Annotated in this window: 16 protein-coding genes; 8 read left to right on the forward strand and 8 right to left on the reverse strand. The window is 62.1% G+C overall.

The annotated features are described in order from the left end of the window. The first annotated feature begins 93 nt into the window (after positions 1-93). Both JO965_RS14700 and JO965_RS14705 read left to right on the forward strand, forming a co-directional pair. On the forward strand, positions 94-1908 hold the full coding sequence (locus JO965_RS14700) for an extracellular solute-binding protein (RefSeq protein ID WP_203439629.1): 1815 nt from the start codon (positions 94-96) through the stop codon (positions 1906-1908). Positions 1909-2037: 129 nt separating this feature from the next. After that, positions 2038-2382: a hypothetical protein gene (locus JO965_RS14705; RefSeq protein ID WP_203439630.1), complete on the forward strand. Its 345-nt coding sequence runs from the start codon at positions 2038-2040 to the stop codon at positions 2380-2382. Here JO965_RS14705 and JO965_RS14710 read toward each other — a convergent pair. The 3 genes from JO965_RS14710 to JO965_RS14720 form a co-directional block, all read right to left on the reverse strand. Continuing rightward, entirely contained in the window at positions 2379-3254 is an 876-nt protein-coding gene (locus JO965_RS14710; protein ID WP_203439631.1) for a serine hydrolase, read from the reverse strand. The genes JO965_RS14705 and JO965_RS14710 overlap by 4 nt on opposite strands. Further along, the gene (gene mfd, locus JO965_RS14715) at positions 3254-6775 is read right to left on the reverse strand and encodes a transcription-repair coupling factor (RefSeq protein ID WP_203439632.1); all 3522 of its coding nucleotides are present in this window, start codon (positions 6773-6775) and stop codon (positions 3254-3256) included. Before mfd ends, JO965_RS14710 begins: the two co-directional genes overlap by 1 nt. A gap of 271 nt (positions 6776-7046) precedes the next feature. Next, entirely contained in the window at positions 7047-7343 is a 297-nt protein-coding gene (locus JO965_RS14720) for a succinate dehydrogenase assembly factor 2 (RefSeq protein WP_203439633.1), read from the reverse strand. 179 nt (positions 7344-7522) lie between these two features. Here JO965_RS14720 and recG point away from each other — a divergent pair, with 179 nt between their 5' ends. Continuing rightward, on the forward strand, positions 7523-9640 hold the full coding sequence (recG, locus tag JO965_RS14725; RefSeq protein ID WP_203439634.1) for an ATP-dependent DNA helicase RecG: 2118 nt from the start codon (positions 7523-7525) through the stop codon (positions 9638-9640). Here the strand turns inward: recG and JO965_RS14730 are convergent. The 3 genes from JO965_RS14730 to glmU all read right to left on the reverse strand — a co-directional run bounded on the left by JO965_RS14730 (position 9592) and on the right by glmU (position 13471). Then, entirely contained in the window at positions 9592-10161 is a 570-nt protein-coding gene (locus JO965_RS14730; protein ID WP_203439635.1) for a GNAT family N-acetyltransferase, read from the reverse strand. The genes recG and JO965_RS14730 overlap by 49 nt on opposite strands. Further along, positions 10158-11984, reverse strand: coding sequence for a glutamine--fructose-6-phosphate transaminase (isomerizing) (gene glmS / locus JO965_RS14735; RefSeq protein WP_203439636.1), 1827 nt, complete (start codon positions 11982-11984; stop codon positions 10158-10160). Before glmS ends, JO965_RS14730 begins: the two co-directional genes overlap by 4 nt. A 110-nt stretch (positions 11985-12094) precedes the next feature. Beyond that, entirely contained in the window at positions 12095-13471 is a 1377-nt protein-coding gene (gene glmU, locus JO965_RS14740; protein WP_203439637.1) for a bifunctional UDP-N-acetylglucosamine diphosphorylase/glucosamine-1-phosphate N-acetyltransferase GlmU, read from the reverse strand. Positions 13472-13655: 184 nt separating this feature from the next. Between glmU and JO965_RS14745 the strand changes: the two genes are divergently transcribed. Next, the gene (locus JO965_RS14745; RefSeq protein WP_246776560.1) at positions 13656-15227 is read left to right on the forward strand and encodes a glucan biosynthesis protein; all 1572 of its coding nucleotides are present in this window, start codon (positions 13656-13658) and stop codon (positions 15225-15227) included. Next, positions 15203-17398, forward strand: a complete 2196-nt coding sequence (gene mdoH, locus JO965_RS14750; protein ID WP_203439638.1) for a glucans biosynthesis glucosyltransferase MdoH — start codon at positions 15203-15205, stop codon at positions 17396-17398. Before JO965_RS14745 ends, mdoH begins: the two co-directional genes overlap by 25 nt. 21 nt (positions 17399-17419) lie before the next feature. Here the strand turns inward: mdoH and gcvA are convergent, their stop codons facing one another. Further along, the gene (gene gcvA / locus JO965_RS14755) at positions 17420-18325 is read right to left on the reverse strand and encodes a transcriptional regulator GcvA (RefSeq protein ID WP_246776562.1); all 906 of its coding nucleotides are present in this window, start codon (positions 18323-18325) and stop codon (positions 17420-17422) included. Between the two features lie 157 nt (positions 18326-18482). Between gcvA and JO965_RS14760 the strand changes: the two genes are divergently transcribed. Next, positions 18483-18719, forward strand: a complete 237-nt coding sequence (locus tag JO965_RS14760; protein ID WP_203439640.1) for a hypothetical protein — start codon at positions 18483-18485, stop codon at positions 18717-18719. On the opposite strand, the gene JO965_RS14765 is transcribed toward JO965_RS14760, so the two are convergent. Continuing rightward, the gene (locus JO965_RS14765) at positions 18694-20337 is read right to left on the reverse strand and encodes a Na/Pi cotransporter family protein (RefSeq protein WP_203439641.1); all 1644 of its coding nucleotides are present in this window, start codon (positions 20335-20337) and stop codon (positions 18694-18696) included. The two genes, JO965_RS14760 and JO965_RS14765, sit on opposite strands and share 26 nt — an antisense overlap. Before the next feature lie 420 nt (positions 20338-20757). On the opposite strand from JO965_RS14765, the gene JO965_RS14770 reads away from it, so the two are divergent. Together JO965_RS14770 and JO965_RS14775 are read left to right on the forward strand one after the other, a co-directional pair. After that, positions 20758-21108 carry a hypothetical protein gene (locus JO965_RS14770; protein WP_203439642.1) on the forward strand — a complete coding sequence of 117 codons (351 nt, stop codon included), beginning with the start codon at positions 20758-20760 and terminating at the stop codon, positions 21106-21108. A gap of 179 nt (positions 21109-21287) precedes the next feature. Then, a complete protein-coding gene (locus JO965_RS14775) occupies positions 21288-23738 on the forward strand; it encodes an SdrD B-like domain-containing protein (protein WP_203439643.1) in 2451 nt (816 codons plus the stop codon). The last annotated feature ends 210 nt before the right edge of the window (positions 23739-23948 follow it).

A 23948-nucleotide genomic window follows, 5' to 3' on the forward strand; every position in this document is an offset into this window, starting at 1 on the left:
CCTTTAACCTTTCGTGTGGTAGGTTTCCAGTCACCTGAGGTAAATTTCTGTACAACATTGCTCGGGTGAGTGCCGACTTGTACCGGGAGCACCATGGGCCGCTGGCTTATACGGAATCTGCTGCTTGCTGCTGCCTTTGCCTTGTCAGGCTCGGGCCTCGCCGCTGCCTCCGAGGTGGGGCCTCTGCGGCATGGCATCGCGATGCACGGGGAGCCTGCGCTCAAGCCGGGTTTCGAGCACCTGCCCTATGCCAATCCGCAGGCCCCGAAGGGCGGCCGAATCACGCTCGCCCTCCAGGGTACCTTCGACAGTCTCAACCCGCTGATCGTCCTGGGCGTCGCTCCAGACGTGGTGCCCCGCTACGTGCTCCAGAGCCTAATGATGCGCTCGACCGACGAGCCGTTCACGATCTATGGCCTCGTTGCCCGTTCCGCCGAGATGCCGGACGACCGGAGCTTCATCACCTTCAACCTCGACCCCCGCGCCCGCTTTTCCGATGGCCATCCCCTAACGGCCGAGGATGTGCTCTTCTCGTTCGAGGCGCTGAAAAAGTACGGAAAGCCCTTCCACCGCTCGAGCTTCGGCCAGGTCAAGGCGGTCGAGATCCTGGACCCGCACCGTATCAGGTTCGATCTGTCCGGATCCAACGACCGGGAACTGCCATTGCTCATTGGCATGACAATGCCAATCTTTCCGGCCCATGCCACGAACCTGGAGACCTTCGACAAGACGTCTCTCACCCCGCCCATCGGCTCGGGCCCTTACGCCCTCACCGAGGTGAGGCCGGGTGAACGGGTTGTCTTGACCCGCCGCAAGGACTATTGGGGCAAGGAGCTGCCCATCACGCGCGGGCTCTATAATTTCGACGAGATCCGATACGATTTCTATCGCGATGCCAACAGCTTGTTCGAGGCTTTTAAGGCGGGACTTTACGATTTCAGGATCGAGGGCGATCCCGGCCAATGGACCACCGGTTACGACATTCCCGCCGTCCGTGAGGGCCGCATCGTCCGGGAGACGATGACGACCGGATTGCCCAAGGGCATGAACGGTTTCGTCTTCAACACCCGCAAGGCCCTGTTCACAGATGTCAGAGTGCGGGAAGCCCTCAGCTACCTGTTCGATTTCGACTGGGTGAACCGCAACCTCTATTTCGGCCAGCTCACCCGCTCCAACAGCTATTTCTCCGGCTCCGACCTCGCGTCCACGGGCAAGCCCGCAAACGAGCGGGAACGCTCCCTTCTGGCCGTCTCCCCCGGCACCATCCGCGAGGAAATCCTCGAAGGCCGGTGGGAGCCTCCCGCTAGCGACGGATCGGGCCGGGACCGGGACATGGCGAGGCGCGCTCTTACCCTCCTGTCTGATGCGGGCTGGGTTCTCGAGAATGACGTTCTGCGCAAGAAGGGCTTCGGAGAGCCCTTCGCCTTCGAGATTCTGGTCAATTCCCGCTCGCAGGAGCGGTTGGCCCTCAACTTCTCGCAGTCTTTGAGCCGGATCGGCATTCAGGCCCGCGTGCGCCTCGTCGACGACGTGCAGTACTGGCGCCGTCTGGCGCGTTTCGACTTCGATATGGTGCAGTGGCTCTGGCCCGGGACACCCTCACCGGGCAACGAGCAGCGCAACCGTTGGGGCTCGGCTGCGGCGCAAAGGGGCGGGTCTCAGAACCACGCCGGGGTCGCCTCGCCTGCGGTAGACCGCCTCATCGATGCCTTGCTCCAAGCCAAGAGCCGCGAAGATTTCGTCTCGGCCGTTCACGCGCTCGACCGAGTCCTCCTGTCGGGATTCTATGTGGTCCCACTATTTTATCTGAAAGATCAATGGCTTGCCTATAGCAACAACCTGAGAAGGCCGGAAAAGACGCCGCTGATGGGAACCAATATCGATACCTGGTGGCGCCAGCCGCATTGACCTTCGTTGGTATCGCATACCTCCTATTGTTGAGCTTCCATTCATGTAGACGGTGAAACTATTGCTCTGCTTCGACGTTAGGTGAGCACCTCCTGTCTCATCCGTCGCGTCCAACCGCAGGGTATCGTCATGAACGCAATGCCGAAGGTCCTCGTCGTCGACAACGGCGACCGTGCTCCCGACAGCGCTCTGTCCGCGGAGCTGGCCGGCATGGGATATGCGAGCGTAACCACCCCCTTCGAGACCGCGGACGACGTTCTGGCCCTGATCCCATGCCCGGCTGCCATCGTGCTGCAGATGCCTCGCCGTGCCGGCTGGGCCGAGAGGCGGCGCTTCATGGAACTTGCCAACCGCCTGCGCAAGAACCTGGCCGAGAGCGGAACGCCCGTCATCGTGACGGGTGGCGTGGCCGGAGCCGCCACGATGCTCCAGAACCACCTCGGCATGCACGCCGTCGCGGCTCCGGATATCTAACCCTTCAGAAGCGCGAAGGCCCCTTCTTCGGTCGGCGTCTGGTCTTCGCTCATCCTGAAGAAAGCCGCAGTCCGGTTCAAGCCCGGATCGAGATCCCGATAGACGGCAACCGTGCTCCCCGGCCCTCCTCCCGTATGCCCGGCGACCTTCAGACCGCCTGTCGTCTCTCCGGTCATGACGCCCAGTCCATAGCCAGGGATCGCCCAAGGCCGCCTGGGAACCGGACCCGGCAGGACGAAAGGCATCAGCATGTCCCGTCGTAGCTCAGGCGACAGCAGATCGCCCCTCATCAGCCGGTCGAGCAGCAGTGCCGCGTCCTCGACACTTCCCACCAGCAAACCGTGATAGACCCAGCCCGGGTGATAGTCGTGGGCATTGCCCATGGCGACGTGGTCAAGATCCGCCCTCTCCCGCGCGATGCGGGCAGTTTCGATGCCGAGCGGCTTTAGAACGCGGCGCTGCAAGGCGGCGTCGAGATCTTCCCCGGTCAGGGTCTCGATCAACTGCCCGACAAGCAGATAGCCGATATTGGAATAGTCCCATCCCTTGCCTACGAGATAGCGGAGCCGATCTGCATCGAGCCGTTCGAGAAGTTCTCGCACGGGCCAGGGATCGTCGTTCCGCTCGACAGCTTCGTGATAGGCACTCAGCCCACCGTAATTCACCAGACCGGACCGGTGCTGCAGCAAGTGGCGCAAACTATAGGGCTTGTCCCGGAGTGGTTCGTCCAGGGTAACAAGTCCGTCCCGCACGAGCACCAGAGCGGCCGCAGCGAGAACCGTCTTCGTGAAACTCCACCAGGGCACGATCCGATGGGCGTCATGGGATTTCACCACGCGCCCATTCTCGATCAGCGCCCAGGCTTCGATCATCAAGCGGCCTTCTTCTCCGCGATGCGCACGAGGCTGCGCAGGATCGTGGTCGAGGCCTTGAGGCGTTCGTCAGGTGTTTCGACATCCCGGACGAAGACGATCTTCATGTCGGGACGGACCTTCGCGAAGGACGCCTGCTCGGTGACATAGGAGATGAGGCCGGTCGGATTGGCGAAGGAATTGTCGCGGAACGAGATGATGATGCCCTTCGGGCCGCCATCGACCTTTTCCACATTGGCGCGGCGGCAGAGCACCTTGATCGCCATGATCTTGAGAAGCTGATCGACCTCGGACGGCACCGGCCCGAAACGGTCCACAAGTTCGGCACGAAACGCATCGATCTCCTGGTCGGTCTCGAAGGTCGAGAGGCGGCGATAGAGTCCGAGCCGCAATTGCAGATCCGCGATGTAGCTCTCCGGGATCATCACCGGCGCGCCGACCGCAATCGTGGGTGACCATTGATCCTCCGCCGGCTCCTCGATGCCGGCCTTGAGCTGCGCCACCGCCTCTTCCAGCATCTGCTGGTAAAGCTCGTAACCGACTTCCTTGATGTGGCCGGACTGCTCCTCGCCCAAAAGGTTGCCCGCGCCGCGGATGTCGAGATCGTGCGAGGCGAGCTGGAAGCCGGCGCCGAGCGTGTCGAGCGTCTGCAGCACCTTCAGGCGCCGCTCGGCCTGAACCGTCAGCGACTTGTTGGCCGGCACCGAAAACAGGGCATAGGCGCGGGTCTTGGAGCGTCCGACGCGGCCGCGCAGCTGATAGAGCTGAGACAGGCCGAACATGTCCGCGCGGTGGACAATGAGCGTGTTGGCGGTCGGGATGTCGAGGCCCGATTCCACGATCGTGGTGGAGAGCAGGATGTCGTACTTGCCCTCGTAGAAGGCGGTCATGACATCTTCCAACTGGCCCGCCGCCATCTGGCCGTGCGCCACCGCCACCTTCGCTTCCGGTACCTCCTTGTCGAGGAAGGCCTTTACGTCGCCGAGATCGTCGAGACGCGGCACTACGTAGAAGGCTTGGCCCCCACGGTAGCGCTCGCGCAGCAACGCCTCGCGGACGAGGAGCGGATCGAAGGGCGTGATGAAGGTGCGCACCGCCAGGCGGTCCACGGGCGGCGTCGTGATCAGCGACAGCTCGCGCACGCCCGTGAGCGCCAGTTGCAGGGTACGCGGAATGGGCGTTGCCGACAGGGTCAGCACGTGCACCTCGGCGCGGAGTTCCTTCAGACGCTCCTTGTGGGAAACGCCGAAATGCTGCTCCTCATCGACGATGATGAGGCCGAGATCCTTGAACTTGATCGTCTTACCGAGCAGCGCGTGGGTGCCGATGACGATGTCGACCGACCCGTCGGCCAGCCCTTCCTTTGTCTTCTTCATCTCGGCGGCCGGCACGAAGCGGGAGGCCTGCGCCACGTTGAGCGGCAGGCCACGGAAACGGTCGCAGAAGGTGCGATAATGCTGGCGGGCGAGCAGCGTCGTCGGTACCACCACCGCCACCTGCTTGCCGCCCATGGCCGCGACGAAGGCGGCGCGCAGCGCCACTTCCGTCTTGCCGAAGCCGACGTCACCGCAGACGAGGCGGTCCATCGGACGGCCCGAGGCCATGTCGTCGAGCACGGCCTCGATGGCGTTGAGCTGGTCCTCGGTCTCGTCATAGGGGAAGCGCGCCGCGAACTCGTCGTAGAGCCCTTCCGGCGGCGTCAGGCGCGGAGCTTCCTTGAGGATGCGGGCGGCCGCGATCTTCATGAGCGCGCCCGCCATCTCGCGGATGCGCTGCTTCATGCGCGCCTTGCGCGCCTGCCAGGCTCCGCCGCCGAGTTTGTCGAGTTGGACTTCCGTTTCTTCGGACCCATAGCGGGTCAGAAGCTCGATGTTCTCGACCGGCAGGAACAGGCGGTCGCCTCCGGCATAATGCAGCTCGAGGCAGTCATGCGGAGCACCCGCGGCCTCGATGGTCTTCAGGCCCTCGAAGCGGCCGATGCCGTGATCCACGTGCACCACGAGATCGCCCGGCGTGAGCGCCGCGACTTCGGTCAGGAAATCCTGCGGCCGCTTGGATTTGCGCTTCTGGCGCACCAGACGGTCGCCGAGGATGTCCTGCTCGCTGATGACAGCGAGATCCGCCGTCTCGAAGCCGGATTCCAGCGGCCAGATGCCGACAGGGATTTCGTTGCGTGGATAGGCCATCGCGTCGGAGAAGCGGACGATAGGCTTCGTCTGGCGCAGGTCGTGATCCTGCAATACGTGGCAGAGGCGCTCACGCGAGCCCTCGGTCCAGGCACCGAGCATGACGCGCTTCTTGGCGCCCTGCAGATCGCGGATGTGCCGGACCACCGCCTCGAAAACATTGGCGCTCTCGTCCGCACGTTCGGCGATGAAGTTGCGACCTTGGCGCGCCTCGCAATCGATGACAAGCTTTCCGGGCGATTCCGGGATCGCGAAGGGCGTGAGCCGCGCAAGAGGAAGTTTCGCGGTGCGTTCCGACCATTCCTCGGGCTTGAAGTACAAGGCATCCGACGGCAGCGGACGATAGGGCGCAACGCCGGGCTGGCTCTGCCCCATCGTTTCACGACGGGCATCGTAATAATCCTTCACCTGGGCGAGGCGCTCGGCGGCCGCATCGTCGGCCAGCGCATCGAACACCACCGGAATGCCAGGCAGGTAATCGAACAGCGTGTCGAGATGGTCGTGGAAGAGCGGCATCCAGTGCTCGAGGCCGGGATAGCGCCGCCCCTCGCTGATCGCCTCGTAGAGCCGGTCGTCGCGGGTCGGTGCGCCGAAGGCCGCCACATAGGCCTGCCGGAAGCGCTTGATGCTCTCGGTGGTGAGCTGCACCTCGCTCATGGGCACGAGATCGAGGGAGCGCAGGGTGCCGACCGTGCGCTGGGTCTCCGGATCGAAGGCGCGGATCGATTCCAGCGCGTCGCCGAAGAAGTCGAGGCGGACCGGGTTGGGCAGGCCTGCCGGGAAGAGATCGATGATGCCGCCGCGAACCGCGTACTCGCCCGTGTCGCGCACGGTACCGGTGCGCAGGAAGCCGTTGCTCTCCAGCCAATTGATCAGCTGCGTCGTGTCGACCACGTTGCCGGGGGCGGCCGAGAAAGTCTCCGCGGCGATGCGGGCCTTCGGAGGAACACGCTGAACCAGGGCATTCACCGTGGTCGAGAGGATGCGCGGCTTGTCCTCGGAGGTCTTGGAACGGGCAAGCCGCGCCAGCGTGGTCATCCGCTGCGCCGTGATGGCGCTATTGGGCGACACGCGATCATAGGGCTGGCAGTCCCAGGCCGGGAAGGTCAGGATCTCGATCTCGGGCGCGATGAAGGCGAGGCTGTTAGCGAAATTCTGCTGCCGCTGCCCGTCTCGGGCCACATGGACCAGAACCGCTGGTCCCTCCACCTGCCCCGACAGACCGCGCGCAAGATCGGCGACGGCAAGCGCGTCGAAGCCGTCCGGCACGCTGGATAGCGTCAGGCTTTGGCCCTTCTTCAGGACATCGAGAGCACGGGTCAGGGCTGGCTTCATGGCAGGTTGTCAGATCATAGATAGGAAGAACGCGGGCTGGTCGGCCCAGTTCGTTGGATAACAGAAAAGAGGGATGGTGTAGTCCGATGCAGGACCGCGTGTCATCCCCGGTTGAAATGGCTTGTCTCCCCTTAGGGAGACGCCCTTCCACGTCATCACCGGCCTTGTGCCGGTGATCCCAATTGTGTGAGGCGCCTCGCTTCTTCGCATCGGGATGGCCGGGACAAGCCCGGCCATGACGAGAAGCAACAGCGGCTCACACCTCTTTCTCTCAGCTATGGATCGGCGACGTATGCGTGTGGAACGCCTTCAGCCTATTGAACAGGGGTGTGTCGTAATTGGAGGGCGTTTGGATCTCGCCGGTGATCCAGCCGAGCAGGTCGCGGTCGGTCACCTCGATCAGGCGCTCGAATTCGGCCAGATCCTCTTCGGAGAGCTCGCCGATTTCCGCATCCGCGAAGCGGCCCATGATCAGGTCCATCTCCCGCATGCCCCGATGCCAGGAGCGATACAGGATCTGCCTGCGACGGGTGTCGAGGCCGGCGCTGCTGCGTGTGGTTCCGCTCATGGCATTGCTCCGATCAGTGAAAGATGACGTCGCCTCCGGGCGGCCCTGCGGGTCCACACTCAACGGCGCGCCGCTTGAAGGATTGAACATCGGAATCGATCCCAAACGTGCATTCCACTTTCGGGTCCCATGCTCTAGCCGCTATATAACCATCTCCCTCACCGTTGCCACCCATTTGAATGTCATTGCGTCCTTCCATTCTCGATCCACTGTTTGCTCCGGCCAACACCCTGCCCGGCGTCGGACCGAAGATTACCCCATTGCTCGACCGCCTCCTCGGCGAGCCGGGCAAGCCTACGCGCGTCATGGATCTGCTGTTCCACGTGCCGACCAGCGGGATCTCGCGCGAGATGAAGGGATCGGTGGCGGACGCTCCCGTCGGAGAGCCGGTGACGCTGTCCGTGACCGTCGTCGCTCACCGCGCCCCACCGCCCGGCCGCCGCGCACCCTACCGGATCCTCGTGGAGGATGAGACCGGGGACGTGACGCTGATCTTCTTCAACGGCCAGAAGGCCCGCCTGGAAAAGATCCTGCCCGTAGGCGAGCGTCGCTACATCTCCGGCAAGATCGAGCTATGGGACGGCAGGCGCCAGATGGTCCATCCGGACCGGATTTTGGACGACCGAGGCATCGAGAACCTACCGGCCGTGGAGGCCGTCTATGGCCTGACCGAGGGCCTGTCTTCGCGCATGGTGGGCAAGTACATCGGTACTGCTCTCGAAAAGGTCCCTCAGCTGCCGGAATGGCAGGATCCGGCTTGGCTCGACCGGAACGCTCTGCCCGATTTCCGGCAGGCGCTTTTTACTCTCCACAGGCCGGACACCGCTTCCCAGCTGTCCGAGGAGGCGCTCGCCAAATCCGCCCCGCGCCGCCGTCTTGCCTATGACGAGTTGCTGGCCTCCCAGCTGGCGCTGGCTCTGGTTCGAAGCCGCATGCGCCGGCTGCCCGGCCGGGTCAATGCCGGAGACGGGCATCTGGTCGAGCGCCTAAAAACCGCCCTGCCCTTTGGGCTCACCGGCTCGCAGGCCCGGGCCATCGAGGATATCCGCAACGACCTCACCTCCGACAAGAAGATGCTGCGCCTGCTCCAGGGCGATGTCGGCTCGGGCAAGACCGTCGTCGGCCTGCTCACCATGGCGAGCGCCATCGAGGCGGGACGCCAGGCAGCCATGATGGCCCCGACCGAAATCCTCGCTCGCCAGCATTACGAGCGCCTTGCGCCGATGGCCGAACAGGCGGGGCTCACCATCGCGCTGCTCACCGGGCGCGAGAAAGGCGTGGCACGCAGGAATATTCTTGCCGGGCTTGCCGAAGGCAGCATCCAGATCGCGGTCGGAACCCATGCCCTGTTCCAGGAAGGTGTCGCGTTCCAGGATCTCGGCGTCGCTGTGGTGGACGAACAGCATCGCTTCGGCGTGCACCAGCGTCTGGCGCTTGGCTCCAAGGGCGAGGCCGTCGACATCCTCGTCATGACCGCCACCCCGATCCCGCGCACCCTGGCCCTGACCTATTTCGGCGACATGGACGTGTCCGTGCTGAGCGAGAAACCGGCCGGGCGCAAACCCATTGGTACGAAGCTCATTGCCATCGAGCGGCTCGACGAGGTCGTCGGCGGCATCGGGCGCGCCATCGCCAACGGGGATCAGGTCTATTGGGTCTGCCCGCTCGTGGGCGAGTCGGAATCCATCGATCTCGCCGCCGCCGAAGAGCGCTTCGAAATGCTCAAAAGCTTCTTCGGCGATCAGGTCGGCCTCGTTCACGGCAAGATGGCCGGCAAGGACAAGGACGCCGCCATGGAGCGGTTCTCCGGCGGCGAGACCAAGATCCTGGTCTCCACCACCGTGATCGAGGTCGGTGTCGATGTGCCGAACGCCACGATCATGGTCATCGAACACGCCGAGCGCTTCGGCCTCGCGCAGCTCCATCAGCTGCGCGGACGCATCGGCCGGGGCTCGAAATCCTCGACCTGCCTGCTGGTCTACAAGGGTCCGTTGGGCCAGGTCGCGCAAGCGCGCCTCGAAATGATGCGCCAGACCGAAGACGGCTTCCGCATCGCCGAGGAGGACCTGCGTCTGCGCGGCGAAGGTGAGGTGCTGGGAACCCGCCAGTCCGGTACGCCCGGCTTCAAGCTCGCCCGTCTCGAGGTGGATGGCGACCTCCTCGGCGCGGCGAGAGACGACGCGCGCCTGATCGTAGACCGCGACCCAGATCTCGTCAGCGAACGCGGGCAGGCGCTGAGGGTGCTGCTTTACCTGTTCGAGCGGGACTCGGCGATCCGGCTGCTCAGGGCCGGCTGATCGAGGCGCAGCGCCATGAGGCAGCGCCGTGCCGGGTCGTGCCCGGCCTTCGCCTCGTCCTCCAACTTGGCGCGGTGGCCGGGACCTGCCTCATCGACATCGATTTCGACGAAGCCCAGACGGGCATAGGACGGTCCGTTCCACGACAGGTCGCGATAGGTCGTCAGCGTGACGGCGCCGAATCCCTGGCGCCTGCCATGGAACATGGCAGCTTCTACCAACCGGGCGCCAATGCCCTGCCGCTGATGCGACCGCGCTACGGAAACCTCGGCGATATGGAACAGTTCGTCCAAGGCATGCCCCGCGAGGAAGCCCACCGGCTCATCCCGCCCGTCGACGGCCACCCACAGCGTTCCCTCCCGGCAGAGCACCATCAGGACGGCCGGGTCCATAGTGTCCCCATCGGCCAGCCACGCCAGACCGACGCCGCGAAACACGGACGCAGCGGAACGCTCAATGGGCCCGAGCTTTTCCAGATCGTCTCGCCGCGCAGGACGAATGAAGGATCCGGAAGCGCTCACTCCACCGTCACGGACTTCGCGAGATTGCGCGGCTGGTCCACGTCCTTACCCATGAAGACGGCCGTGTGATAGGCGAGCAGTTGGATCGGAATCGCGTTGAGGATCGGAGCCACGATCGGGTGCACGGACGGCATCACGATGGTCGCCATGGTGTCGAGACCGGCTTCCAAGGCGCCGCGCTCGTCCGTAATGAGAATGATGCGGCCGCCGCGGGCCGCCACTTCCTGCATGTTCGAGACGGTCTTCTCGAAGATGTTGTCGTGCGGCGCGATCACGATGACCGGCATCGTCTCGTCGATGAGCGCGATGGGACCGTGCTTGAGTTCGCCCGCGGCATAGCCTTCCGCGTGGATGTAGGAGATTTCCTTGAGCTTCAGGGCTCCTTCCATGGCGAGCGGATAGGACGTGCCGCGGCCGAGATAGAGCACGTCTTTCGCCTTGGAGAGATCGCGGGAGAGGATTTCGATCTGGTGCTCGCGCTTCATCGCCTCGGTCATCTGACCGGGAATGGCGATGAGAGCATTCACCAGTTCCCTCTCATCTTCCGCGCCCAACGTGCCACGGGCGCGTCCGGCCGCAATGGCCAGCGACAGGAGCACGGTGAGCTGGCAGGTGAAGGCCTTGGTCGAGGCCACACCCACCTCCACGCCGGCGAGGGTCTGCGCGATGACGTCGCTCTCGCGGGCCATGGTGGAGGTCGGCACGTTTACGACGGAGAGCGTATGCTGCTTTTCTGTCGTGGCGTAACGAAGCGAAGCGAGCGTGTCCGCGGTCTCGCCCGACTGGGAGACGAACAGCGCGAGGCCGCCCGGCTCGAGCGGAGCCTCACGGTAGCGGAATTCGGACGCCACATCGATCTCGACCGGGATGCGGGCGAGGCGCTCGAACCAGTATTTCGAGATCAGACCGGCCAGATAGGCCGTTCCACAGGCCGAGATCGAGATGCGCTTCAGATCCTTGAAGTCGAACGGCAATTCGAGCGGCAACTCAACCCGTTCTGAGGCGAAGTTGACGTAATGCGCGAGCGTGCGTCCCACGACCTCGGCCTGCTCGTGGATCTCCTTGGCCATGAAATGGCGGTAATTGCCTTTGTCGGCGAGGAAGGAGCCGACCGGGATCTTGTGGCGGGTCCGGTGCACAGGCTTGCCCGACTCGTCGCGGATATCGGCACCCTTGCGAGTCAGGATGGCCCAGTCGCCGTCGTCCAGATAGGCGACCTCGTCGGTGAATGGCGCGAGCGCCAGCGCGTCGGAGCCGAGATACATCTCGCCCTCGCCGTAGCCGATGGCCAGCGGCGCTCCATGGCGGGCGCCGATCAGGAGGTCCTCTTCGCCCGAGAACAGGAAACCGAGGGCGAAAGCGCCGCGCAGACGCGGCAGGGTCACGGCAACCGCCTCGATGGGCAGGCGGCCCTGGCGGATCTCGTAAGTGACGAGCTGGGCCACCACTTCCGTATCCGTCTCGGTCTCGAACCGAATGCCCTTGGCCTCAAGCCCCGTCTTCAGCTCGCGGAAATTCTCGATGATGCCATTATGAACCACCGCCAACTTGTCGGTTGCGTGGGGATGAGCGTTGGTCTCGTTCGGCTTGCCGTGGGTCGCCCAACGGGTATGGCCGATGCCGATGACGCCGGACAGGGGGGCCTGTGACAACTTGGTCTCCAGGTTACGCAGCTTGCCCTCGGCCCGGCGGCGGTCGAGCCGCCCCTCTTCCAAGGTTGCGACGCCGGCGGAATCGTAGCCCCGGTACTCAAGCCGCTTGAGAGCCTCCACGATCTGTGGCGCGACAGGGGTTTTCCCGACGATTCCAACGATTCCGCACATTCCCAAAAGCTTCCTTGATCCAATTCGACAGCGCTAAGCTTGATGCCTCTCTTACAGAGGCCCAACCTCACAGCGGAATCAACTTGCGTAACCTATTGTGACAAACGGCCTTATTTCTTCTTGGCCGCCAGGGCTTTTGCCCGGAATTCGAGAGCCCAGCCTTCCTTTACGATCTGACGTCCGCGCCCGAGACCCAAGGCGTTATCCGGGATGTCGTCCGTAATAACCGAGCCGGAACCGACGAAGGCGCCCTTGCCGATCGTGATGGGTGCCACGAGCGCGGAGTTCGAGCCGATGAAGGCTCCCTCGCCAATTTGGGTCCGGTGTTTGCCGAAGCCGTCGTAATTGCAGGTGATGGTGCCGGCGCCGATATTGGCCTCGGCCCCAATGGTAGCGTCGCCCAGATAGGTCAGGTGGCTCACCTTGGCGCCGGCGCCCAGCTCCGTGTTCTTGATCTCGACGAAGTTGCCGACCTTCGCCTTGGGGCCGATGGAAGCGCCGGGACGGAGTCGTGCAAAGGGGCCGACACCGGCCCCGGAGGCAATCCGCGTGCCTTCCAGGTGGCTGAAGCTGTGAACGACAGCCCCCGCCTCCACGAACACGCCGGGACCAAAGACCACATGCGGCTCGACCATCACATCCTGGCCGAGCTGGGTGTCATGGCTGAAGAAGACCGTTTCGGGTGCAACGAGAGTCACGCCGGCAGCCATGGCCTCGTGGCGCAGGCGGTCCTGGATCATGCGCTCGGCGGCCGCGAGCTGGGCCCGATCATTGACACCGTGGACCTCCTCTTCCGGCACGACGGCGATGGCCGTCCGATGCCCGAGCTCACGGGCGATCTCGACGATATCCGTCAGATAGTATTCACCCTTGGCGTTGTCGTTTCTGACCCGGTCGAGCAGAGTCAGTGCCAGGTCGCCGCGGATCGCCATCAGGCCACCATTGCAGAGGGTGATCTCTCGCTCGGCCTCGCTGGCGTCCTTGTGCTCGCGGATGGCCAACAGCTCATCGCCCGACGTGATGAAGCGACCATAGCCCGTGGGATCCTTGGCCTCGAACCCCATGGCAACCACGCCGGCGCCCTGGGCGAGCGGCGCCCTCAGCTTGGCGAAAGTCTCAGCCAGGACGAGCGGCGTATCGCCGAAAGCGACGATCACGTCGTCCGCACTCTGCTCCAGAGCCTCCCGGGCACTCAGGACCGCGTGGGCGGTGCCAAGTCGGTCCCTCTGAACGAAAATCCGAGCCTCAGGAAAATTCTTCTGCACCTCTTTCGCCACATCCTCACGATCCGGTCCGATGACGGCCGCGACGCTCGTGGCGCCGGCTTTCGTGAGGGTCGCGAGCACATGCCCGACCATGGAGCGGTTGGCGACCTGATGCAGGACCTTGGGCTTTCCGGATTTCATCCGGGTGCCCTCACCGGCGGCCAGCACGATGGCGAGACAGCTCCGGGACGAGGGCGTCTTGAAGGCATCAATCGAGGTCATACAGTTTCAATCCGGTGGCACTTTGCCGTCGAGCTAAATCAGAAGAGGTATTTCGGCAATCATTTCATGAGCAATGAGGCGGTTTCCGCCTGTGGCCTCGTTTACTTCATGCTCACGATTGACGATATGTATAAGGCATTCCAACTGTCTGGCTGAAGAGCCTCGTTCACACAAGAGTATCGCTGTGCCGGTTTCGCCAAGGGGTCCGTCCCCCTTCTATCCTCGCCGGCGCGACATGCTGGCCTATATCGGCGTCTCCGTCGCCGGGCTCGCATACGCGCCAGCCGTCCGAGCCCAAACACCCCAAGCGACGATTTCAGCGAGGATGGGCGAGAATCAACGGTTCGATCCGGCGGTTGTGGTCGACATCGCACGGCAGCTCTCGAAAAAGCCCTATGTGCCGCCCCCGAATGATCTGCCGGATGTCTTCGGCAATCTGAATCAGGAGCAGTACTCCGCCATCCGATATACCCAGCCGGCCATCTGGAGCACGGAAGCCCGCGGCATCTCCGTGGAGCCGCTTCACCGCGGCTTCGTCTTCAGGGATGCCGTCGACCTTTACCTCGTGGAGGATGGAGCCGTCCGCCGGCTCGCCTTCAGCCCAACTCAGTTCGATTACGGTCGCATCACGGTACCGAACAATATACCGGATATCGGCTATTCAGGCTTCAAGCTGATCGCGCAACTCGGAAACGGCAAGCCATTCGACTTCGCCTTCGTTCAAGGCGGCACCTTCTTTCGGGCGATCGCTCGCGGCCAGACTTACGGCGCGATTGCGAGAGCGCTGACCTTGCGGCCTGCCGAAGCGCGCGGCGAGGAATTTCCGGTCTTTCGTGCGTTCTGGCTCGAGCGCCCTGCCGTGGGCAGCAATACCATTACCGTGCATGGCGTGCTTGATTCGGAATCGACCACGGGCGCGGTGCGCATGACGTTCCGTCCGGGCGACATGACCATCGTCGATGTGGAGATGACTCTCTTCCCTCGCGTCAACCTCGAGCATGTAGGCCTGGGCGGCATTGCGTCGACCTACCTTTACGGACCGAATGATCTCCTGAACTCGGACGATATCCGTCCTGCGGTCTACGATTCCTCCGGGCTTCAGATGTTGAACGGTTCGGGCGAATGGCTTTGGCGTCCGCTGCACAATCCCGAGACCCTCCAGATCTCGGCCTTCGTCGACAGTTCCCCGCGCGGTTTTGGCCTTCTGCAGCGGGATCGTTCCTATGAATCGTTCCAGGACGATGACCAGCGCTTCGAACGCCGCCCGAGCCTCTGGATCGAGCCATTGGGCGATTGGGGTCAGGGCAGCGTTCAGCTGCTCGAAATTCCCACCGACGCTGAGATCAACGACAACATTCTCACCTATTGGCGTCCGAAGGCACTGATGGCGGCCGGATCAGAGGTTGCCGTCGCGTATCGGCAGTATTGGGGCTGGAATTCGCCCGAACGTCCGCCGCTCGCAACCGTATCGGCCACGCGCTCAGGCCGAGGCAGCGGGGGCCGGCGGCGGCGATTCACGGTCGACTTTTCCGGAGATATGCTGGGTGACAATTTGCCGGCGGACCTTAAATCGGTCCTAACCGTTGCCCCTGGGACGTTCCAGAACCTCAAACTTTTGCCATATCCGGAACGAAAGACAGTACGCGTTGCGTTCGAGCTTGACCCGGGCAACGAAAACGCGTGTGAGATGCGCCTGATCCTTGAAGCAGGCGGGAAACCGATTAGCGAGACATGGCTTTATCGTTGGACACCGTAAGTCCCGACTCAAACCCGAATGTAGCCGCCCTCGAGCGGCCTGCATCCTCTATGCCCCCCGAGAAGCACCTCGACATGCCGACCCAGTCGCTTCGGCGCTGGTCGGAATCGGAGGAGCGTAAGCCACTTTTGCAGCATCCTCGGATGGGGACTTGGCTTGCCCGTCTCTTCGTCTTCGGAGGCGGCTTGCTGCTGACGGCCTACGGCACCTACGAGATGTATCAGGTCGTGTCGGTGAGCCGCACGACTGCGCTTCAGTGGGTGCTCGTGGCGCTGTTCACGATCAACTTTTCCTGGATCGCAATCGCGTTCACCAGTGCACTCTTGGGCTTCTTTGCCCTGCTCAGGCGCCCAGGCCATCGGGGACCGCTGCCCACCTCGCTGCAGCAGCGCACCGCCATCGTCATGCCCGTCTACAACGAGCAGACGGACCGTACCTTTGCCGCTCTGGAAGCGATTTATGAATCGGTTCAGGCGACGGGTCTTGGCAATCATTTCGACTATTTCATTCTCTCCGACACCACGAATCCGGATGCTTGGGTCGCCGAGGAGCGGGCTTTCCTTGCCTTAAGGGAACGTCTGGGGCCCGGAGCGCGGTTCTATTACCGCCACCGGCAGAAGAACCACCACCGCAAGGCCGGCAACATCGCCGACTTCGTGTCGCGCTGGGGTGGCCATTACGAGCACATGCTCGTGCTCGATGCCGACAGCCTCATGACGGGCGAGTGCATCGTGCGCCTGGCCGCAGCCATGGAAGCCGATCCCGATGCCGGCATCATCCAGTCTCTACCGCTCATCATCAACCGCAACACGCTCTTCGCCCGCGTCCAGCAATACGCGGCGCGAGTGACGGGCCCGGTCATCGCCATGGGCCTTGCGGTCTGGATGGGACGCGACGGCAATTATTGGGGCCATAACGCGATCATCCGCACCAAGGCCTTCGCGGATCATGGCGGTCTGCCCGACCTGAAGGGCAAGCCTCCTTTCGGCGGGCACATCCTGAGCCACGACTTCGTCGAGGCGGCGCTGCTGCGGCGCGCCGGCTGGTCGGTCTACATGCTGGCGGATCTCCAAGGCTCCTACGAGGAGAGTCCCCCATCCCTCATCGATCTGTCAGCCCGCGACCGGCGCTGGTGCCAGGGTAATCTGCAGCATATGCGGGTCATCGGGGCCAAGGGACTGAAGCTGCCTACGCGGCAGCATTTCGCCACCGGCATCATGTCCTATCTGGCCTCGCCGTTCTGGTTATTCCAGTTGATCGTCGGTATCGCGCTCGTCCTGCAGACGACCTACATCCGGCCGGAATATTTCGCCCGCGACTTCCGCCTTTATCCGATCTGGCCCCGGTTCGACCCCGAACGAGCCTTGGCGCTCTTCGCATTGACCATGGGCATCCTGCTCGCACCGAAAGTCTTCGGACTGCTGCTGATGCTCATTCGTGGTGATGATCGTAGGGCCTCGGGCGGCGGCATCCGGTTGATCATCTCGTCAACGATCGAGATCATCCTCTCGGCGCTCCTGGCGCCGATCCTGATGCTCATCCAGTCGGGCTCGGTGTTCCAGATCCTGCTCGGACGCGACACGGGCTGGCAGCCGCAGCGTCGCGACGACGGCTCCATTCCCTTCAAGGATATCGTCCGTCGCCATCGGGCGCATACGGTTCTCGGCGCGCTGGCCGGCATCTCCGCCTTCATGATCGCCACATCCCTGTTCCTATGGATGTCGCCCACGATCATCGGCCTCCTGCTCGCAATCCCGCTGTCGTGGCTCAGCGGCCAGCTCGGGGCAGGACTTGCATTGAAACGGCTCGGACTTCTGAGAACGCCCGAAGAATATCGGCCGCCGGCCATTGCGATGCGTGCCAACGAGTTGCAGGCCCGCAATGCCACCTTCGGCTTCGACGATGCCGACAGCCTTCGGGCCATCTATGCGGATGCGACCTTGAGGGAAAACCATATGGCGATGCTTCCGCCCGCCCTGCCCCGCAAGCGCGGCGTCATCGAAACGGAGCGGGCCTTGGCCGAGGCCAAACTGGTCGATGCGGAGACCATCGACGATGCGGTCAGCTGGCTGCACAACAAGGAACGCATGGTCGTTCTGCACGACCGGGCGCTCATCGGCATGCTCATGCATCTGAAGGCCAAGCCTCCAGAGGTTCAAGCTGCTGAGTAGTGTTCTCTCGAAACCGGGGCTTCAAGCCCCGGTTTGCATTTGGGCCGTGGGAGAGGCTCTCTCGCTGTCGCCCGCCACCTCGCTCAATACCCAGTCGCGGAAAGCCTCGATCTTGGCGGAGCGTCTGCGGGCTTTCGGATAGACCAGCCAATAGCTCCGATCCGTCATCGCCAGGAGATCGAACGGTTTCACGAGCCTGCCCGACGCCAGATCGTCAGGGAAGAAGAAGGGATTGATGAGCGCCACGCCCTGACCTGCGATCGCCGCCATCCCCTCGAACTGCTGCACCCCAAGCGAATTGTCCGGACGCCGCGAGAGATCGACATCTTTCAATCCTGCCGCCGCGAACCAATCCTGCCACCATGGATCGCTCGGTGAGATGAGCGGAAGTTTGAGAATATCCACGGGCTCTCGCAGGTCGACCTCCTGGAGCAACTCCGGACTGCAGACGGGTACGAACTGGTTGGGAAACAGAACATGCGTCTCAAGACCCGGCCAGTCTCCCGTGCCGCTTCGGATTCCGATGTCGAACTCGCTCTGCGTGAACTCGATCATCTCGGTCGAGACGGAGATTTGAACTGCGATATTGGGATGGAGCTGCCGGAAGCGTCCCAGACGCGGAACCAGCCAGTTCGATGCGAAGGTCGAGAGAGTGGTAATCGACAGCGTCGACTGGACCACCTCCTCGACGCCTGCGAATGCATTGCGCAGGGCCTCGAAAGCTTCCGTCACGGCCGGAGCGAGCTTCTTGCCCTTCGCCGTGAGCGTCACCTGGCGCGGCAAGCGGATGAACAGCGGCGCCCCGACGCGATCCTCGAGAATCTTGATTTGGTAGCTCACGGCAGCCTGCGTCATGCCGAGTTCTTCGGCCGCACGGGTAAAGCTCTGATGGCGAGCAGCCGCCTCGAAGACTCTGACGGCGCTCATCGGGGGAAGTTTTGACGGCAGTTTAGACATGACGATCCATAAGGCTACCTTATGCCAGCCCATTGGCATTTGCTTTGTCAAGCTCCCCCGGCAGGCGCATCTTCAATCCCATCACCGAGGGCCATGAGGCCCCGACAGACAACCACGGTAGGCTGTGATGAGATACGAAGATGCCCGCCGCCTTCGCGGCGTCGAGAGCGTTTGGCTGCGCCTGAAGCTCTGGTTCCGTTCAGACCACCCGAGAAAGAGACCGATCATCGCCGATCTGAGCCGTCTCTCCGATCACGAGAGGCGTGACATCGGCCTCCCGGAGCCGATCCGCTACATGGATTGGCGCGCCCTGAAGGACGAGAAAGACAGCCCATTGGTCAGGACGTCAGGCGGCTGGGCTTGAGTTCCCCGCTCTGCTCGAGGAGCGAATGCCCGGTGGAGGCGATATGCGCCTCGATTCGTTTGAGATCTCGCACGATGTCGAGCTGAATCGCGCTCGTATCGCCCACCGTCCTGCCGGACCGAAGCTGTTCGAGATGCTTCTGTGCGACCGCCCGCTCAAGATCCCGGAATCGTTCCTTCTCGGCAACGAGCCTGCGCGCGGAACCGTGGTCTTGGAACATCAGTACGGAAGCTGCCAGCTGTAGATGCTCCAGGAGCTTCGCATGCATGCTGGTGATATCGTCCAAGCTGTCCTTCGGCAGGCGCAGATGATTCTTGATGCGCTTGGCTGCCAATTCCATCAGGTTCTTGTCGATGATATCGCCCACATGTTCCAGGTTGATGGCGAAGGCGAGAATGTCGGACAGACGCTTCGCCTCCGCCTCGCTCAAGGCCTCGTGGTTGATCGAGCTCAGATAGCGGCGAATCGCGCTGAAGAGCCGGTCGAGCACGTCGTCCGTGCGACTCACCTGATCGACCCGGCTGATATCGTCCTCGCGAAAGAGATCCTGAGAACTCCGCAGCATGGTTTCCACCGTGTCGACCATGCGCAGTACCTCACGGGCCGCGTTGGAGAGGGCGACGGACGGCATATCGAGTGCGTCCTTGTCGAGATATTGCGGCGTGCCCGGATCGGAGGCACGGAGCTTCTCCGGGAAAATCTTAAGCAATAGCTGTGCGATCCAGGGCAGAGGCAGGATGAAGATCGCAGCGACGACGATATTGAACAGCGTGTGGAAATTCGCCGCGAGACGCGCCGGGTGCGGATCGAAGACAGACATCGCCGACAGAATCGGATCGATCAACGGGAATGTCACGAGGCAGCCGATCACCCTCATAGCGAAATTGCCGAACGGCACACGCAATTTGACCGGATCGCCTCCGGTGCCCTCAAGCAAAGGATTGAGAGAGCTGCCGAGATTGGCGCCCAGCACCATCACCAGGGCCGAATGAGCATCGATAACGCCGGCGCCCGCGAGTGACATGATGAACAGCAACGCAGCGACGCTGGAATGGGCAAGCCACGCAAAGATTGCGGACAGTAGCACCAGGATCAATGGATCCGAAGCGACAACCGTAAGGACCTCTTTGAGGATAACGGAGGACTCAATGTGCCGTATCGTATCGGTAAGGAGATGCAGCGATAGCAGCATCAACCCGAGGCCAATAGCAACCCGCCCCAAATCTTTAGTCCGACTCGTCCTCCCTCGCCGGTAGGCCACGAAGCCGCCGAAGATCAGAACTGGGAAAATCAGGGACACATCGAACGAGAGTACCTGCACGATGAGTGTCGTGCCCACATTCGCCCCAAGCATCACCGCCAGGGCCGGCACGATGTCGACCGCCCCGCCCGCCGTGAAGGAGGCCACCATCAAGGCCGTCGCCGTACTGCTTTGCAGAACCGTCGTCACGCCGACACCGGCGAGAAAGGCTTGCAGGCGCGTCCTCAGTGCCATCCCGAGGATCCAGCGCAGATCGCTGCCGAAGGCGCGCTGAACCCCGCTATTGACCATGTTGATGCCCCATAGAAGCAGGGCAATCTCACCGAAAAGGTGGATCAAGACGGAGGTTGCGGACATTCAATCCTCTGGATTCGACAGATAAGGCACAATCTCCCTGCTTACCGGCCATTTGGCGCGACGGCAATAAGGTTGCCGGCTAATAATGATCATGTACCGGATTAATCTTCGGAAAATCGCCCCGGACGCCACGGATGGACGATGTCCTTGTCGGGAAGGCTGAGTCTTGGAGCCGTCTACGCCCCGGCGTTCCGCCAGGAAGACCGGCTTAATCCTTAGGGTTCCAGGATAAACGCAAAAATCGCAAAGCCTTAGCCAGCACCAATTTGGCTACTCCTTACGCATGCCGTCATCTCCTTAAGGTCGTCTGCTCTTTTCTGCGTATAATCGGTACGCATGGAGTGTCCTAAAAAGCTAAGTTCTAAGGCGGTTCGGGCGTTGATTGACGGTATCTCACTGTTAGGTGTGCGAGGGCGTGAGATGGGTTTGGACGATCCATTTCCAATCGAGAAATGCTCCGGACGCGTCCGGGGAGCGATCCTGGCGGAATTTCAAGGACGGTGCCCCACCATCCGCGAAGTTGCCAGCATCTCAGATGCCCAATGGCTAACCGTCCCCAATATCGGCCCAACAACATTGGAGGAGTTGCGCAGCATGACGCACACCGCCCCCAATGGTGAGTCCCGACCCAATCCGACGGGGATGCCAGACGGTGAATTGTTGTCTCGACTGAACCGCCTCCAGCGCGAACTCAACGTTATTATCGGAGAGATCAAGGCGCGCTTAAGCGCGGGACTGTCCAAGAAGAATCATCAAAACAGGACTGACTGAGCCTTTCGAAACTAAGTAACATACTGAACGCCAAAGCCAGCGGACAATTCGGTTCTCTTTTTGACTGTTGTTGACTTTAGGGCAGAGTCAGAGTTGATAGGTAGATTATCTTCTAGAGTAGCTCGTCCTGGCTCATATTGCGCTGACACCGGCTCGCTCTTGATTTGAGGGGCTGAGACATGTCGAGCGTTGTGCGTTCCATCGATTTCATTATCGATCAGAATGAGCGCATCGGGAACAGCGGAACCGTCTACGAGATCGGGAGCCCGGCGATCAAGTTTCTCATCGAGCAACTCGATGATGGAACGTTGAGAGTGACTGCCGCTGTCTTTGATAACGACGGCGACAGCGACGTGGATACTGCTGACATCAGGGGTATCTTCTTTCACATCGCAGGCATCGACAATAATTCTGCCGACGAAACCTGGCTGAAGGGCCTGTCGATCACAGGCTTGGGCAGCAACGCGCCTCTCATTCAGGGGATCGCACTCGACGCCGAGGGCGTCAAGGATGTTCCGGAGGGCAGCAACAGCGACAATATGAACGGGCGTCCGCTCACGCCGTACGATGTCGGCGTTGGCATCGGAACGTCCGGCATCGGGCATGACGATGTTAAGTCGGTAACCTTCCTCCTCAATCATGCCACCGACGATCTGACGCTTGAGCACCTTGCCCAACAAGGCTTCGGCGCTCGCCTCACGAGCGTGGGCGTGGCAGGGTCCAACCGCGGCGACAGCCTCAAGCTCTGGGGATTGGCCGCCGCGGCACCGTCCGTCACACCGCCAGCCCCAACCGGCTCTCTCGGCGGTCGGGTCTGGCTGGATCTCGACAAGGACGGCGTGCAGGACGACGACGGTCAGGAAATCGGCCTTGAAGGCATCGAGGTCACGCTGATCGATGCGAACGGCACCATCCTCAAGACCACGACGGGTGACGCAGGCGACTACCTGTTCGACAACTTGTCCTATGGGTCCCATGAGGTCCAATTCGACAGCAGCACGTACAAGTTTACCGCGAAGGACATCGGCTCTGACGACAAGGACAGCGATGCCGATGCAATAACCGGGCGCACGGCTGCCTACAAAATCGACGATACCAACAAAGACGTCAGAGCTGTCGACGCCGGGCTGTATAAGGTTGAGACCACGCCGCCGGTGATCATCACTCCTCCCGTCGCAGGAAATGACGACCTGATCGAAGCCGGCGACGACAACGACTTCATCCATGGCGGCAGCGGTAACGATGAAATGCAGGGTGAAGGCGGCGACGACACGATCTATGGCGGGACCGATCGCGGTGAGATCGCCTGGAATCCCGGCAATGGAAAACTGAACAAGGTTCTCATCGGCGACAATCTCTATGGCAATGACGGCCGCGATACCTATCGCTATGCCAAGGGCGATGGCGTCGACCTGATCTGGGACTTCAGGCCGGGCGACGATGTCATCGAGCTGACCGGCTACTCCCTGGCGGATATCAAGGCGACCTGGGTCGGCAAGATCGCCAATTGGATCGACACCCCCAAGCACAACAAGCTCGCGCTGACCTTCAGCGATGGCGGCGCCATCCTCTTCAACGACTATTCGGGATTGGACACCAGCACGGCCGCTGCCATCAAGCTGTCTGATGGAACGGTCCTCAGCTTCTCTCAGCTTCTGGGCATGGCCGGCAAGAAACCGGCAGGTTCCCAGTCCAACGACGACCGGCAGGTCGCTCTTCGCAGCTACGAGTGGCGAGAACTGGGCAAAGACCTGAGCCGCTATGGAGGCAACGACAAGGATAAGTTGATCGGCGCCTCAGGCGATGACAACCTCTACGGCAATGAGGGCGTCAACGGCCTCAACGGCAAGGACGGCAACGATCAATTGTTCGGCGGCAACACCCGCGATGCCATGCTCGGCGGAACAGGCGACGATATCAGCTATGGCAATGGCGGCGACGATCTCATCGTCGGTGGAAGCGGATCCGACAGGCTGTATGGCACAGGCGGTGTCGATTACATCTTCGGCGACGACATCCCTGAGGGGATCACGCTACCTCAGGCCTTTGCCGGAGATCTTCGGTGGCTCCTGGACGAGACGACGCTGGTGACGTCCAGCAGCCTGACCCTTGCCGGGGATGTCAGAAACGTGGCGGCTTCGGGCGATACGGCCATCGATATCACTGGCAACAATTTGAACAATGTGATCGCTGGCAATGCCGGCAAGAACACGATCAAGGCCGGCCAGGGCGATGACATGGTCTCCGGCGGCTTCGGCAACGACATTCTCTCCGGCGGATCCGGCAAGGACAAATTCGTGTTCGACACGAAGCTGGGAACGGCTGCGACGGACCGGAAGGTAAACTTCGACAGCGTCAGCGACTTCAGCGTGAGGGACGACAGCTTCTATCTCGATAACGCTATCTTCAAGAATCTCGGCAAAGGAACGGCATCGAAGCCGGTCAAGATGAAGAAGGACTTCTTCACAATCGGCACTTCGGCCAAGGACAAGAACGACCACCTGATCTACAACAAGAAGGCGGGTGTCCTGTCCTATGATGCGGATGGCTCGGGCGCCAAGAAGGCAGTGGAGTTCGCCAAGATCAAGGCAGGTCTTGAGCTGAAATACAGCCACTTCTACATCATCTAGTGGCGCCGTTAGGTTAGCGCATCGTGCGGAACCGAAGGGCCACACCAGTGAAAAGCGGACCCGGTTTTTCGCTCTGAACGATACTCTAACCACTCACCGTGTAACTATGGCCTATGCGGCGCTCGAAGACCGCAATACCCTGTGAGAGGTCGATCAGAGCTGTTTCCACTTACGTGGAATCAGCTCTTTGCTTTGCCGCATTTTTCGGCG

It is taken from the genome of Microvirga sp. VF16, assembly GCF_016864375.1.
Classification (GTDB): domain Bacteria; phylum Pseudomonadota; class Alphaproteobacteria; order Rhizobiales; family Beijerinckiaceae; genus Microvirga.

Coding starts and splice junctions, on each gene's coding strand:
- recG (WP_203439634.1), top strand. CDS start 7,523: ATGTCATTGCGTCCTTCCATTCTCGATCCACTGTTTGCTCCGGCCAAC.
- JO965_RS14705 (WP_203439630.1), top strand. CDS start 2,038: ATGAACGCAATGCCGAAGGTCCTCGTCGTCGACAACGGCGACCGTGCT.
- gcvA (WP_246776562.1), bottom strand. CDS start 18,325: ATGAGCGCCGTCAGAGTCTTCGAGGCGGCTGCTCGCCATCAGAGCTTT.
- mdoH (WP_203439638.1), top strand. CDS start 15,203: ATGGCTTTATCGTTGGACACCGTAAGTCCCGACTCAAACCCGAATGTA.
- JO965_RS14765 (WP_203439641.1), bottom strand. CDS start 20,337: ATGTCCGCAACCTCCGTCTTGATCCACCTTTTCGGTGAGATTGCCCTG.
- glmU (WP_203439637.1), bottom strand. CDS start 13,471: ATGACCTCGATTGATGCCTTCAAGACGCCCTCGTCCCGGAGCTGTCTC.
- JO965_RS14775 (WP_203439643.1), top strand. CDS start 21,288: ATGTCGAGCGTTGTGCGTTCCATCGATTTCATTATCGATCAGAATGAG.
- JO965_RS14770 (WP_203439642.1), top strand. CDS start 20,758: ATGGGTTTGGACGATCCATTTCCAATCGAGAAATGCTCCGGACGCGTC.
- JO965_RS14710 (WP_203439631.1), bottom strand. CDS start 3,254: ATGATCGAAGCCTGGGCGCTGATCGAGAATGGGCGCGTGGTGAAATCC.
- mfd (WP_203439632.1), bottom strand. CDS start 6,775: ATGAAGCCAGCCCTGACCCGTGCTCTCGATGTCCTGAAGAAGGGCCAA.
- JO965_RS14720 (WP_203439633.1), bottom strand. CDS start 7,343: ATGAGCGGAACCACACGCAGCAGCGCCGGCCTCGACACCCGTCGCAGG.
- glmS (WP_203439636.1), bottom strand. CDS start 11,984: ATGTGCGGAATCGTTGGAATCGTCGGGAAAACCCCTGTCGCGCCACAG.
- JO965_RS14760 (WP_203439640.1), top strand. CDS start 18,483: ATGAGATACGAAGATGCCCGCCGCCTTCGCGGCGTCGAGAGCGTTTGG.
- JO965_RS14700 (WP_203439629.1), top strand. CDS start 94: ATGGGCCGCTGGCTTATACGGAATCTGCTGCTTGCTGCTGCCTTTGCC.